At 70.3% G+C, this 13,276-nt stretch carries 11 protein-coding genes and 1 tRNA gene; 8 read left to right on the forward strand and 4 right to left on the reverse strand.

Features of this window, described 5'->3' with window-relative positions; all coding sequences use genetic code 11:
- Window positions 1-2: 2 nt before the first annotated feature.
- The 7 genes from ACH4UM_RS26830 (at window position 3) to ACH4UM_RS26860 (ending at window position 7,851) form a co-directional block, all read left to right on the forward strand.
- On the forward strand, window positions 3-692 hold the full coding sequence (locus ACH4UM_RS26830; protein WP_398184286.1) for a transglycosylase family protein: 690 nt from the start codon (window positions 3-5) through the stop codon (window positions 690-692).
- Window positions 693-1,001: 309 nt separating this feature from the next.
- Window positions 1,002-2,288, forward strand: a complete 1,287-nt coding sequence (gene eno, locus ACH4UM_RS26835) for a phosphopyruvate hydratase (RefSeq protein WP_398184289.1) — start codon at window positions 1,002-1,004, stop codon at window positions 2,286-2,288.
- Between the two features lie 143 nt (window positions 2,289-2,431).
- Window positions 2,432-2,908: a septum formation initiator family protein gene (locus ACH4UM_RS26840; RefSeq protein ID WP_398184292.1), complete on the forward strand. Its 477-nt coding sequence runs from the start codon at window positions 2,432-2,434 to the stop codon at window positions 2,906-2,908.
- 47 nt (window positions 2,909-2,955) lie between these two features.
- Window positions 2,956-3,513 (forward strand): DUF501 domain-containing protein, encoded by a 558-nt coding sequence (locus ACH4UM_RS26845; protein WP_398184295.1) that lies wholly within the window; start codon window positions 2,956-2,958, stop codon window positions 3,511-3,513.
- Window positions 3,510-4,451, forward strand: coding sequence for an exopolyphosphatase (locus tag ACH4UM_RS26850; RefSeq protein ID WP_398184298.1), 942 nt, complete (start codon window positions 3,510-3,512; stop codon window positions 4,449-4,451). Before ACH4UM_RS26845 ends, ACH4UM_RS26850 begins: the two co-directional genes overlap by 4 nt.
- A 433-nt stretch (window positions 4,452-4,884) precedes the next feature.
- Window positions 4,885-6,267 (forward strand): NAD(P)/FAD-dependent oxidoreductase, encoded by a 1,383-nt coding sequence (locus tag ACH4UM_RS26855; RefSeq protein WP_398184300.1) that lies wholly within the window; start codon window positions 4,885-4,887, stop codon window positions 6,265-6,267.
- A 273-nt stretch (window positions 6,268-6,540) separates the two neighbouring features.
- A complete protein-coding gene (locus tag ACH4UM_RS26860) occupies window positions 6,541-7,851 on the forward strand; it encodes a class I SAM-dependent methyltransferase (protein ID WP_398184528.1) in 1,311 nt (436 codons plus the stop codon).
- A 56-nt stretch (window positions 7,852-7,907) separates the two neighbouring features.
- On the opposite strand, the gene ACH4UM_RS26865 is transcribed toward ACH4UM_RS26860, so the two are convergent.
- Window positions 7,908-10,436 (reverse strand): ABC transporter permease, encoded by a 2,529-nt coding sequence (locus ACH4UM_RS26865; protein WP_398184303.1) that lies wholly within the window; start codon window positions 10,434-10,436, stop codon window positions 7,908-7,910.
- Window positions 10,437-10,473: 37 nt separating this feature from the next.
- Window positions 10,474-11,244, reverse strand: a complete 771-nt coding sequence (locus ACH4UM_RS26870; protein ID WP_398184306.1) for an ABC transporter ATP-binding protein — start codon at window positions 11,242-11,244, stop codon at window positions 10,474-10,476.
- Between the two features lie 414 nt (window positions 11,245-11,658).
- On the opposite strand from ACH4UM_RS26870, the gene ACH4UM_RS26875 reads away from it, so the two are divergent.
- Window positions 11,659-11,744: transfer RNA gene (locus ACH4UM_RS26875), tRNA-Leu, on the forward strand.
- Between the two features lie 505 nt (window positions 11,745-12,249).
- Here ACH4UM_RS26875 and ACH4UM_RS26880 read toward each other — a convergent pair.
- Entirely contained in the window at window positions 12,250-12,477 is a 228-nt protein-coding gene (locus ACH4UM_RS26880) for a hypothetical protein (protein ID WP_398184308.1), read from the reverse strand.
- A 271-nt stretch (window positions 12,478-12,748) separates the two neighbouring features.
- Complete coding sequence (locus ACH4UM_RS26885) at window positions 12,749-13,141, reverse strand: helix-turn-helix domain-containing protein (RefSeq protein ID WP_398184311.1); 393 nt, start codon at window positions 13,139-13,141, stop codon at window positions 12,749-12,751.
- Between the last annotated feature and the right edge of the window lie 135 nt (window positions 13,142-13,276).

Consider the following 13,276-nt stretch of genomic DNA (forward strand, 5'->3'; position numbering starts at 1 on the left):
CCATGCTGTTTTCCGGCAAGGGCAAGCACCGCCGTCCCACCGTCCTTCAGCGGTCCACCCGCACCCTCGCGCTCGCCGGTGTCACCGGCGCCGTCGCCGCCGCCCCGCTGATGGCGGCCGGCAACGCCTCCGCCGCCACCGCCTCCGAGTGGGACGCGGTCGCCCAGTGCGAGTCCGGCGGCAACTGGTCCATCAACACGGGCAACGGCTTCTACGGCGGTCTGCAGTTCACCAACTCCACCTGGGCCGCGTACGGCGGCACCGCCTACGCCTCGCGCGCCGACCTGGCCTCCAAGTCGCAGCAGATAGCAGTCGCCGAGAAGGTCCTCGCGGGCCAGGGCAAGGGCGCCTGGCCGGTCTGCGGCAAGGGCCTGTCCGGCGCCGCGTACACCGGCGGCGCCCCCTCCGCCCCGAAGAACTCCACCAAGAGCACCACCACCCGCTCGGGCGGGCAGCAGGCCGCGAACCGCTCCGCCACGCGTCCGGCCCCCAAGAAGACCGTCACCACCCCGACCGGCAAGAAGGTCAAGAAGGGCGACGGCGAGTACAAGGTGGTCTCCGGCGACACCCTCAGCGCCATCGCCGCCAAGCGCCACGTCCAGGGCGGCTGGAAGAAGCTGTTCGAGCTGAACAAGGACATCGTCCAGGACGCCAATCTCATCTACCCGGGCCAGCAGCTGCACCTGAAGTGACAGCCTGCCGGTAGCCCGGCCACAGGCCCCTCGTAGAGGTGGCCTCCGGTTGCGGAGGCCACGTGGGGCTCCCCCCAATCCCCACGGGCTCCCCGCCCCGGTGCGTGTTCCCCCGTACGCACCGGGGCGGGGCTTTTTCATCCCCTCCTGGTCCCGGTTTCCCCCTCTCCCTTTGTTCCGTGCAGGAACAATGTGTACGGTCACCCTGTCCACGGGACGGTCGGTCGGTCGGCCGACGCCCCGCGGCGGTTAGGCTCTAGTCGCAAGGCACACCAGCCCCGCACAACCAGCGTCACATCCACGAAGGAGATGCTCGTGCCGTCCATCGACGTCGTCGTAGCCCGGGAAATCCTGGACTCCCGAGGCAACCCCACGGTCGAGGTCGAGGTCGGCCTCGACGACGGCAGCACGGGTCGTGCCGCCGTCCCGTCCGGCGCTTCCACCGGCGCCTTCGAGGCCATCGAGCTCCGCGACGGTGACCCCAACCGCTACCAGGGCAAGGGCGTGGAGAAGGCCGTCCTCGCCGTCATCGAGCAGATCGGCCCGGAGCTGGTCGGCTACGACGCCACCGAGCAGCGCCTGATCGACCAGGCCATGTTCGACCTGGACGCCACCGACAACAAGGGCTCGCTGGGCGCCAACGCCATCCTCGGCGTCTCCCTCGCCGTCGCCCACGCCGCCTCCGAGGCCAGCGACCTGCCCCTGTTCCGCTACCTGGGCGGCCCGAACGCGCACCTGCTGCCGGTGCCGATGATGAACATCCTGAACGGCGGCTCGCACGCCGACTCCAACGTGGACATCCAGGAGTTCATGATCGCCCCGATCGGCGCGGAGTCCTTCTCCGAGGCCCTGCGCTGGGGCACCGAGGTCTACCACACCCTGAAGAAGGTCCTGAAGAGCAAGGGCCTGGCCACCGGCCTCGGCGACGAGGGCGGCTTCGCCCCGAACCTCGGCTCCAACCGCGAGGCCCTCGACCTCATCCTCGAGGCCGTCAAGGAAGCCGGCTACGCCCCCGGCGAGCAGATCGCCCTCGCCCTCGACGTCGCCGCCTCCGAGTTCTACAAGGACGGCAAGTACCTCTTCGAGGGCAAGGAGCGCTCCGCCGCCGAGATGACGGAGTACTACGAGGAGCTCGTCGCGGCCTACCCGCTGGTCTCCATCGAGGACCCGCTGTTCGAGGACGACTGGGCCGGCTGGAAGGTCATCACCGACAAGCTCGGCGACAAGGTCCAGCTGGTCGGCGACGACCTGTTCGTCACCAACCCCGAGCGGCTGGCCCGCGGCATCGAGGAGGGCACCGCCAACGCGCTGCTCGTCAAGGTCAACCAGATCGGCTCGCTGACCGAGACCCTGGACGCCGTCGAACTGGCCCAGCGCAACGGCTTCAAGTGCATGATGTCCCACCGCTCCGGCGAGACCGAGGACGTCACCATCGCCGACCTGGCCGTCGCCACCAACTGCGGCCAGATCAAGACCGGCGCCCCGGCCCGCTCCGAGCGCGTCGCCAAGTACAACCAGCTGCTGCGCATCGAGGAGATCCTCGACGACGCCGCGGTGTACGCCGGCCGCTCGGCCTTCCCCCGCTTCAAGGGCTGAGCCGCTCAGCCGCCCGGCCGCCGGGCCGCTGAGCCGTTGAGGGTCAAGGCTTAGCCAGTCGTACGTACGTCCCCGTACTCGGTCCCGTACCGTGTCCGGGGACGTACGCACGTGTGAAGGTGGACCCACGGGAGGCGGGGACGATGAGCGTGAAGGACCGCGACCGGTTCTCCACCGCGACCAGGCTCAGGCTGCTCGGCGAGCAGACCGCGGCCCGCGTCTACCGTTCCCAGACCCGTCGGCAGGCCCGCCGTTCCCGCCTCACCGGGCGCGCCGCGCTGCTCGCGCTGGTGCTGTGCTCGATGGTGGTCGCCCTGGCGTACCCGATGCGGCAGTACGTCTCCCAGCGCGCCGAGATCGCCGACCTGCGGCGGCAGAAGCAGCAGGCGCAGGAGCGGGTGGAGCAGCTGCGCGACCTCAAGGCACGCTGGCAGGACGACGCGTACGCCGAGCAGCAGATCCGGCAGCGGCTGCACTACGTGCTGCCCGGGGAGACCGGGTACACCGTGGTCGACCCGGGCGCCGCCAAGCAGACGCGCGCGGAGCTGGGGACGGCCCGCCGGCCCTGGTACGCCAACGTCTGGGACGGGGTCGACAAGTCCGACGCCTCCGACCAGTGAACCCGACAGAGCCACCGCAGAGACACCAGAGAGATCTTCGTAAAGGCATGGAAACTCCCCCGCCGCCCACCACGCGCACCGAACCCACCGACGCGGACGTGGAGGCCTTCAGGCAGCAGCTCGGGCGGCCGCCGCGCGGCCTGCGCGCGATCGCGCACCGGTGCCCCTGCGGGCAGCCGGACGTCGTGGAGACGGCCCCGCGGCTGCCCGACGGCACCCCCTTCCCGACGCTGTACTACCTGACCTGCCCGCGCGCCGCGTCGGCCATCGGCACCCTGGAGGCCGAGGGCGTGATGAAGGAGATGACCGAGCGGCTGGCCTGCGACCCGGAGCTGGCGGCCGCCTACCGCGCCGCGCACGAGGACTACATCCGGCGCCGGGACGAGATCGAGGAGCTGACGGGCTTCCCGAGCGCGGGCGGGATGCCCGACCGGGTCAAGTGCCTGCACGTCCTGGTCGCCCACTCGCTGGCCGCCGGGCCGGGCGTGAACCCGCTGGGCGACGAGGCGATCGCCATGCTGCCCGAGTGGTGGCGCAAGGGCCCGTGCGTGACGGTGCCGGAGGACCACGAGGACCACGAGGACCACGAGGAGGGGGGCCGGTGACCCGGGTCGCCGCCGTCGACTGCGGTACGAACTCCATCCGTCTGCTCGTCGCGGACGCGAACCCGAGGACGGGCGAACTCCTCGAGCTGGACCGGCGCATGACCATCGTGCGGCTCGGGCAGGGCGTCGACCGCACCGGCCGGCTCGCCCCCGAGGCGCTGGAGCGGACCTTCGCGGCCTGCCGTGAGTACGCCGACGTCATCAAGGAGCACGGTGCGGAGCGGCTGCGCTTCGTGGCCACCTCCGCCTCCCGGGACGCCGAGAACCGCGACGAGTTCGTGCGCGGGGTGATGGACGTCCTGGGTGTCGAGCCCGAGGTCATCACCGGCGACCAGGAGGCGGAGTTCTCCTTCACCGGAGCGACGAAGGAGCTGACGGGTCGTGCGGACCTGGTCAGGCCCTTCCTGGTGGTGGACATCGGCGGCGGCTCGACGGAGTTCGTCGTGGGCGACGACCATGTGCGCGCCGCGCGCTCGGTGGACGTGGGCTGCGTCCGGATGACCGAGCGTCACCTCGTGCGCGACGGGGTGGGGAGCGACCCGCCGGCCGAGGAGCAGATCGCGGCGATAAGGGCCGACGTCGAGGCGGCCCTCGACCTCGTCGAGGAGACGGTCCCGCTGCGCGAGGCGCACACCCTGGTGGGCCTGGCCGGGTCGGTGACGACGGTGTCGGCGATCGCGCAGGACCTGCCCGAGTACGACTCGGCGGCCATCCATCACTCCCGCATCTCCCACGACCGCGTCCGCGAGATCACCGAACGCCTGCTGCACTCCACGCACGCCGAGCGGGCGACGATCCCGTCCATGCATCCGGGCCGGGTCGACGTGATCGGCGCCGGCGCCCTGGTCCTGCTGGCGATCATGGAGCGGATCGGTGCACGGGAGGTCGTCGTCAGCGAGCACGACATCCTCGACGGCATCGCGTGGTCGGTGGCGTAGCTCTCCTTTACTACCGATCAGTAGCATTCGGCTGAGCAGGCCGGATAACGTATGAGCGCGTCCCGGGGGCCTTCCGTGGCCCCTCGGTGACGCTCCGCCGGAAAACTTCGTGAAGTTCTTCACAAGGAATTCGGCCCGGTCGTGGGATCGGAAGGGCCCTGTTGGTCCGTTCGGGGGCCCAATGGCCCTTGACGGGGGGTCGGCGAACAGCTCGGCAGGCGTTCCGCAAGGGGCCTTCGGGGTCTTGCCGGGGACCCCCGGGGGATGCGGAGGAGCAGCTCACGCGGCCTTGACAACGGTCCGAACCGGGCGCCGGTTCCCCTCCGTCGCCGTGGCCTCCGTCACTCGGGCCGCGGAGTTTAACACAGGGGCTGCCGGAGCTTGTGAAGGGGCGCACGAGCGACCCCCCTGAGGCGGGTGGATACTCGATGCCATGAGCACCACGGAGCGTCCCAGGATCCTCGTAGTAGGCGGTGGGTACGTAGGCCTGTACGCAGCTCGGCGCATTCTCAAGAAGATGCGCTACGGCGAGGCGACCGTCACGGTCGTCGACCCCCGGTCGTACATGACCTACCAGCCCTTCCTCCCCGAAGCCGCCGCCGGCAGCATCTCCCCGCGTCACGTCGTCGTCCCGCTGCGACGCGTGCTTCCCAAGGCGGAGGTCCTCACCGGCCGGGTCACCACCATCGACCAGGACCGCAAGGTCGCCACGATCGCCCCGCTGGTCGGCGAGGCGTACGAGCTGCCCTTCGACTACCTGGTCATCGCGATGGGCGCGGTCTCCCGCACCTTCCCGATCCCCGGCCTCGCCGAGCAGGGCATCGGCATGAAGGGCATCGAGGAGTCCATCGGCCTGCGCAACCACGTCCTCGAGCAGCTCGACAAGGCCGACTCCACCACCGACGAGGAGATCCGCCGCAAGGCACTCACCTTCGTATTCGTCGGCGGCGGCTTCGCCGGCGCCGAGACCATCGGTGAGGTCGAGGACATGGCCCGGGACGCGGCCAAGTACTACAACAACGTGTCCCGCGAGGACATGCGCTTCATCCTCGTCGACGCCGCCGACAAGATCCTCCCCGAGGTCGGCCCGAAGCTCGGCCAGTACGGCAAGGAGCACCTCGAGAGCCGCGGTGTGGAGGTCTACCTCTCCACCTCCATGGACTCCTGCGTCGACGGCCACGTGGTGCTGAAGAACGGCCTGGAGGTCGACTCCAACACCATCGTGTGGACGGCCGGCGTCAAGCCGAACCCGGCCCTCGCCCGCTTCGGTCTGCCGCTCGGCCCCCGCGGCCACGTGGACTGCGAGCCCACGCTCCAGGTCAAGGGCACGGACTACATCTGGGCCGCCGGTGACAACGCCCAGGTCCCCGACCTCGTCGGCCGCAAGGCGGGCAACGAGAACGCCTGGTGCCCGCCCAACGCCCAGCACGCGCTGCGCCAGGCCAGGGCCCTCGGCGACAACGTGGTCTCCGGTATGCGGGGCTTCCCGCAGAAGGAGTACAGCCACGCCAACAAGGGCGCGGTCGCGGGTCTCGGCCTGCACAAGGGCGTCGCGATGATCGTCATGGGCAAGATGAAGATCAAGCTCAAGGGTCGTCTCGCCTGGTACATGCACCGTGGCTACCACGGTATGGCCATGCCGACCTGGAACCGCAAGATCCGCATCTTCGCCGACTGGACCCTCGGCATGTTCCTCAAGCGCGAGGTCGTCTCCCTGGGCGCCATGGAGAACCCCCGCGAGGAGTTCTACGAGGCCGCCAAGCCCGCCCCGGTCGCCGCCGCGAGCAAGGCGGGCGAGAAGGCCAAGGCCTCCTGACCCCCACCGGTCGCTGAACCAACCGAAGCCCGATTCGGGATCGACCCAGGATCCAACCCAGGACCGATCCGAGACCGATGAAGGTCGACCGAAGGTCAACCGAAGGGCCTCCCGCCATCCGTGGTGCGGGAGGCCCTTCGGCGTTCCCCCGGCCCCGCGGCGGAGAGGGGATGTTTGCCCAGCTGTAACCCCATTGCGGGACTGCGCCGAGGGCGCCTTGGTGTTTACGTGGTGGATGACATTCCGGCGTTCGTCGTCACGGAGGTGTGCGCCATGCCCGACGCCGCGCTGCGGCTCACGAGACTCCTCGAACAGTTGCTGGGAACCCCGCTCGAGGTGCGCATCCGCGCCTGGGACGGCTCCGAGGCGGGTCCGCCCGGGGCGCCGGTGCTGGTCGCGCACAACCGCCGCGCCCTGCGACGGCTGCTGTTCAAACCCGGCGAACTGGGCCTCGCCCGTGCCTGGGTGGCCGGGGACCTGACCGTCGAGGGCGACTTCTACGCCGCCCTGGAACTGCTCTCCGGCCTCATCTGGGAGCGCGGGGAGGACGCCCGCGGCCTCGCCCGGGCCCTGCGCGACCCGGAGGTCCGCTCCGCCGTCCGCGGCCTGGTCAGGCTGGCAGGACCACCGCTGCCGCCCGCCCCGCCCCCCGAGGAGGTGCGCCGCGCCGGCCACCTCCACACCCGGCGCAGCGACAGGCGCGCCATCAGCCACCACTACGACGTCGGCAACGACTTCTACGAACTCGTCCTCGGCCCGTCCATGGTGTACTCCTGCGCCTACTGGCCGGCCCCGGAACCCGGCGCCACCCTCGAACAGGCCCAGCGCGACAAGCTCGAACTCATCTCCCGCAAACTCGCCCTGAGGCCCGGTCAGCGCCTGCTCGACGTCGGCTGCGGCTGGGGCTCGATGGCCATCCACGCGGCCCGTGAGCACGGCGTGGGCGTCGTGGGCGTCACCCTGTCCCAGGAGCAGGCGGCCTACGCGCGCAAACGCGTCGCCGACGAGGGCCTCACCGACAAGGTGGAGATCCGCGTACAGGACTACCGGGACGTCGGCGACGGCCCCTACGACGCCATCTCCTCCATCGGCATGGCCGAACACGTCGGCGCCGCCCGCTACCTGGACTACGCAAGCGACCTGTACGCCCTGCTCAAGCCCGGCGGGCGGCTGCTCAACCACCAGATCGGCCGCCGCCCGCAGCGCGACGAGTCGGCGTACCACGTGGACGAGTTCATCGACGCCTACGTCTTCCCGGACGGCGAACTCGCCCCGCTCGGCACCACCGTCACCCAGCTGGAGCGGGCCGGGTTCGAGGTGCGCGACGTGGAGTCGATCCGCGAGCACTACGCCCTCACCCTGCGCCGCTGGGTCGCCAACCTGGAGGCGAACTGGTCCCGCGCGGTGCGGCTCGCCAGCCCCGGCCGGGCCCGTGTCTGGAAGCTGTACATGGCGGCCTCGGCCCTCGCCTTCGAACGCAACCGCATCGGCGTCAACCAGGTGCTGGCCGTGCGGACTCCCGAATCCGGTGACTCGGGAATGCCGCTGCGCGCCCGTACGTGGGGCGCGACACCGGCCGCATAGCGATATGCCGAAGGGGCCCCGTTCCGCGGCGGAACGGGGCCCCTTCGCCTGCGCCGTCACTCCGACTTGATGGCCTGCAGCATGTTCAGCCGCGCCGCCCGCCGGGCCGGCCACAGCGCCGCCAGGACACCGACCGTCGCCGCCAGCAGCAGGAAGACGGCCATCCGCGCCCAGGGCAGGACGAGTTCGTACGTCGCCATCTTGGTGCCGAGCAGCTCACCGGCCGCCCAGCCGAAGAACACGCCGAGCCCGATGCCGAGGACACCGCCGAAGAGGCAGATCACCAGGGACTCCAGGCGGACCATCCGCTTGACGCCCTTGCGGTCCAGGCCGATCGCACGGAGCATGCCGATCTCCTGGGAGCGCTCGAAGACCGACATCGCCAGGGTGTTGATGACACCGAGGACCGCGACGATCACCGCCATGGCGAGCAGGCCGTAGAGCATGTTCAGCATCAGCGTGAACATCTGCGCGATGCCGTTGGAGATGTCCTCCTTGTCCTGGACCTTGATCGCCGGGTTGGAGCCGAGCGCCTCGACCAGCCTGTCCTTGGTGGTGGCGGAGGCGCCGTCGGCCGTCTTGACCATGACCTGCAGGTCACTCGGGTCGCTCTGGTGCGGGGCGAGGGCGGCGTTGTCGAGCATGATGCCGCGGATCATGTCGTTGCCCTCGTAGACCCCGGCGACCGTCAGACGCTGCTTCTTCCCGTCCTCGTAGGCGACGGTGAAGCCCGAGCCGGCCGTCCAGTGGTGCGACCTTGCGGTCTTGTCGTCCACGACGACCCGGGTGCCGCCGACCGTGAAGGAGCCGTCGTCGACCATCAGGTCGGTGAGCCTGCCGATCGCGCCGCCGTTGACCCCGGTGAGGTACTCGGTCTCGCCCTCGATGCGGGAGGGCGCGTTGCGCAGGGGACTGATGACCGTGACGCCCTCGGCGGCCGCCAGCTTCCGTTCGACGCCGGGGGAGAGGGAGTTGCCGTTCGCCATCGACACCACGTAGTCGGCGCGGATCGCGGCGGAGGCCATCTTGTCGATCGAGTGCTGCAGACTGCCCGCCATCACCGTCATGCCGGTGATCAGTGTCAGACCGATCATCAGCGCGGACGCGGTGGCCGCCGTACGCCGCGGATTGCGCACCGAGTTCTGCCGGGCCAGCTTGCCCGAGACCCCGAAGGCGCGCAGAACCGGTGCGGCGGCCGCGATCAGCGGACGGGACAGCAGCGGGGTCAGCACGAACACGCCGGTGATCAGCAGGACGGCGCCCAGGCCCATGGGAGCCTGCCCGTCGGAGCCGTCCATCGTCGTGGCCGTCAGGACCACGGCGACACCGGCCGCCGAGAACAGCGCGCCCAGTGTGTTGCGCAGCACCAGCGACTTGGTGGACGCCTTCGCGTGCACGCTGCTCATCGCCGCGACCGGCGGGATCCTGGCGGCCCGGCGGCCCGGCAGCCACGCCGCCAGCATGGTGACGAGAACACCGACCGCGAGAGCCGCGGCGACCGTACCGGGCGTGATGACCAGCGGCCCGTCGGGCACGGTTGCGCCCAGGGACCCCATCAGCGACCGCAGCCCCGCACCGATCCCGATGCCCGCGACCAGGCCGGTCACGGCGGCCACCACGCCCACCACGAACGCCTCGATCAGCACGGACCGGGTGACCTGCCGGCGCGAGGCACCGACCGCGCGCAGCAGCGCCAGCTCCTTGGTGCGCTGGGCGACCAGCATGGTGAAGGTGTTGGCGATGATGAACGTCCCCACGAACAGCGCGATGCCGGCGAAGACCAGCAGTCCCTGGCGCAGTCCGCTCATCGACGAGGAGATCATCCGCGCCTGGTCGCCGGCGAGTTGCTGCCCGGTGGTGGTCTCGGTCGTGTCCTTGGGCAGTGCCTGGTCCAGCTGGGCCTTCAGTGCCGCCTGACTGGTGCCGGCCCTGGCCTTGACGTCGATCTCGTCGTACGCACCCGGCTTGCCGAACAGCTTCTGGGCGGTGGCCGTGTCGAACAGGGCGAGGCTGCCGCCGGCGGCGACGTTGCCGTCGTCGGTGGTGAAGATGCCGGTGATCCTCGGGGTCAGGACGGGTCCGTCGACGGAGATGCGCACGGTGTCGCCGACCTGGTACCCGGCCCGCCGGGCGGTCTCGGAGTCGATGGCGACCTGGTCCCGGCCGTGCGGGGCGGATCCGCTCTTCAGCGGGTACCGGGGGTCATTGGTGCCCCAGTAGTTGCCGCCCTGCGACCGGAAGCCGCCGCCGATCAGCTTGCCGTCCTTGTCGGCGATCGCGGTGAAGCCGCTCACGACACCGACGGCGGAGGCGGCCCCCGGCACGCGGGCGCTCTTCTGCAGCACCGACCGGGTCAGTTCGGGAGTCTTGCCGACGCGGTCGCCCCTGCCCTCCTGGTACTTGGCCCCGACGGCCACGTCGACCTGGTCGAAGCCCTTGGCGGAACTCTTCTGGTAGGCGTCGGAGATGGTGTTGGTGAAGACCAGGGTCCCCGACACGAAGGCGACGCCGAGCATCACGGCGAGCACGGTCATGAGGAGCCGGGCCTTGTGCGCGAGTACGTTGCGCAAGGCAGTGCGGAACATGGGTTGTCTCAGTCCAGGTGTACGAGGTGGGGGGTGATCAGCTGGTGCGGCCCTTGGCGTCGAACTGCTTCATCAGGTCGAGGACCGACTCCGCCGTCGGCCGGTGCACCTCGTCCACGATCCGGCCGTCCGCGAGGAAGACCACGCGGTCCGCGTACGCCGCCGCCACCGGGTCGTGGGTCACCATCACCACCGTCTGGCCCAGCTCCCGCACGGAGTTGCGCAGGAAGCCGAGCACCTCGGCGCCCGAGCGAGAGTCGAGGTTTCCGGTCGGTTCGTCACCGAAGATGATGTCCGGCCTGGACGCCAGCGCCCGGGCGACGGCCACGCGCTGCTGCTGACCGCCGGACAGCTGGGAGGGCCGGTGGCTCAGCCGGTCGGCGAGCCCGACCATGCGGATCACGGTGTCCAGCCACTGCTTGTCCGGCTTGCGGCCCGCGATGTCCATGGGGAGGGTGATGTTCTCCAGGGCCGTCAGCGTCGGCAGCAGGTTGAACGCCTGGAAGATGAAGCCGATCTTGTCCCGGCGCAACTTGGTGAGCTGCTTGTCCTTCAGCGAACCGAGCTCGGTGTCGCCGATGCGCACGGATCCGGAGGAGAAGGTGTCCAGGCCGGCCACGCAGTGCATCAGCGTGGACTTGCCGGATCCGGAGGGGCCCATGATCGCGGTGAACTCGGCCTGCTGGAAGTCGACGGAGACCCGGTCGAGGGCGACCACCTGGGTCTCGCCCTGTCCGTAGATCTTCGACAGATCCGTGGCGCGCGCGGCCACGGTGGTGGTCCGGCCGGCGATGGAAGAGGTGGTCACGGGTGGATGCTCCTGACGGGACGACGACGTTCTCGGGGACGCTCTCCATCGTGGTCGCCGATCGGGCCCGTGTAGTCAGCCGCTGTTCCGGTTCCGGGGGCCGACTCGGGTCGGACCGCACCGGCCGGCGTCATACCTGGGGATGACGGCCGTCCCCGAGAGTTGCCGAGGAACGTCCCCTGGAAGAGGGACATCGGGAACAGGTGGAGCCCCCTGGTTCGGACGGTGAAATTCCGTCATTCCGTATACGCGGCCGGCCGCCGCCCGCAAGGCTACTGGCAAGTGCCCACGGCCTCTCCGGCGTCCTGATGCCCCCTCAAGCGCCAATAAAATAAGACAACATGAGTCCACCCGGCCGCGGTCAGGGGCATGCATCCCGATAGGCTCGGAACCTCAGCGCGGAGCCCATGGCCTGCCCGGATGGTGGAATGCAGACACGGCGAGCTTAAACCTCGCTGCCCCTCGCGGGCGTACCGGTTCAAGTCCGGTTCCGGGCACCACTTCGCCTGCACCGCATGGCGCGGGCCACCGTCGGGGGGTACCCCTGCAGTGGCCCGCTGGTTGCAACCCCGGTCGCAGTTCACGGTCGTACGCGGTCATGCAGAACCGAACCTCGCCGCCCCTCGCGGGCGTACCGGCTCAAGTCCGGTTCCGGGCGCGAATCGGCACCTGCGACCCAGGGCGCGGGCCACCGTCGAAAGCGCACGACGATGGCCCGCTGGTTGAGGTTCTGCTTGCTGCCGCCGCCCTCCCCACATCGCATCGCCCAGCCGGTTCGCGGCATCCTTCGTCGGCCTGCGGGTCGCGCCCGTGCGAGGCTTGACCGCCGATCCCGGCGTCGTACACCACGTGATCGCCGGCCGTTCCCGCGGCGGCCTTCCATGGTCGCCCGCTCGACCGCGGACTCGGTGACCGCCACCGGGTGAAGCCTGGTCGGCCTGTGCCCGCTCGGCGCCCAGCGGTGCTGAAAGGTGATTCTGGTGGTGCTGAGGAGTGCCCGCGCGGTCAGCCCTCGTAGACGGTCAGTACCGCGCCGTCGACCTCGATGCGGCGGCCTGCTCGCATGCCGTTGCGGCGGAGTGTCTGCAGGCACTTGTGGAACAGGGCCAGTTCGTCCGCCTCCAGGATGGCGGCGGCCAGGTCGAGGAGTTCGGCGAGGGCCTGGTCGGTGAGTACCTCGGGCAGCTCACCGGACAGCAGGACCACCGCGTCTCCGGCGGGATTGCGGACCACGGCCGTGGTCGGACCGCCATGCACTAACAACACATGTCCCCCCTGGGAGCCCGGGGTCGTGCGGCTCTCGCGCCTCGGGCAGTCGAGAGACTAGCGGCGGATCTCTGCGGTTTTCGGGCCGTCTGGATTCTTTTTCCGAGTTGACGGGAGATCGGGCATCCGGTGTCACCGGACGGTCGGATCGGTCATCCGCTCGGTCACTTGTCCGGTCATTCGCCCGGCCGGTTGCCGGATCGGCCGTCGGGTGATGGCTCCCCGGCCGGGCGCCGTGTCACTTCTCGGGCGAGGAGCGGTCCAGGAGGGACTCCACCAGGGCGGCGACGTGGCGGCGGTCGTCGGCGGAGAGCTTCTGGACACTGGCGATCAGCAGGTCCACCTCGGGATCGGTGGGGCGGGGGGCCTCGCCCCCGGCGTTCGTGGCGGGGCCGTAGACATGGATGCCGCAGGCCTCGGCGGCGGCGCGGCGCACGGTGTCCAACGGAAGCTCCAGCCCCTTGGACAGTCCTTCCAGCGTGGCCGGCTGGGGCATGCGCACCACGCGGTCGGCCGTGGCCAGGTGGTGGACGGTGGAGCGGGGGACACCGCCGCGACGCGCGACGTCGCCGTAGGACCAGCCCTTGCGGTCGAGGCGCTCACGGATCAACTGCTGCAGTGCGTTGGCCACTGGTGGTCACTTCCTGCTCGCCGCCTGGCAATACCCGCGGTAGTCCTCCACGTAGCGCCCGATTCTACGGGCGTCCGCCCCGGCGGCCGAGAGGGGATTTGCGGATGGGGTTGCGCGAGGGGTTCGCGAGGCCCT

Origin of the sequence: Streptomyces sp. NPDC020801 (assembly GCF_044334385.1) — a bacterium.
GTDB lineage: Bacteria > Actinomycetota > Actinomycetes > Streptomycetales > Streptomycetaceae > Streptomyces.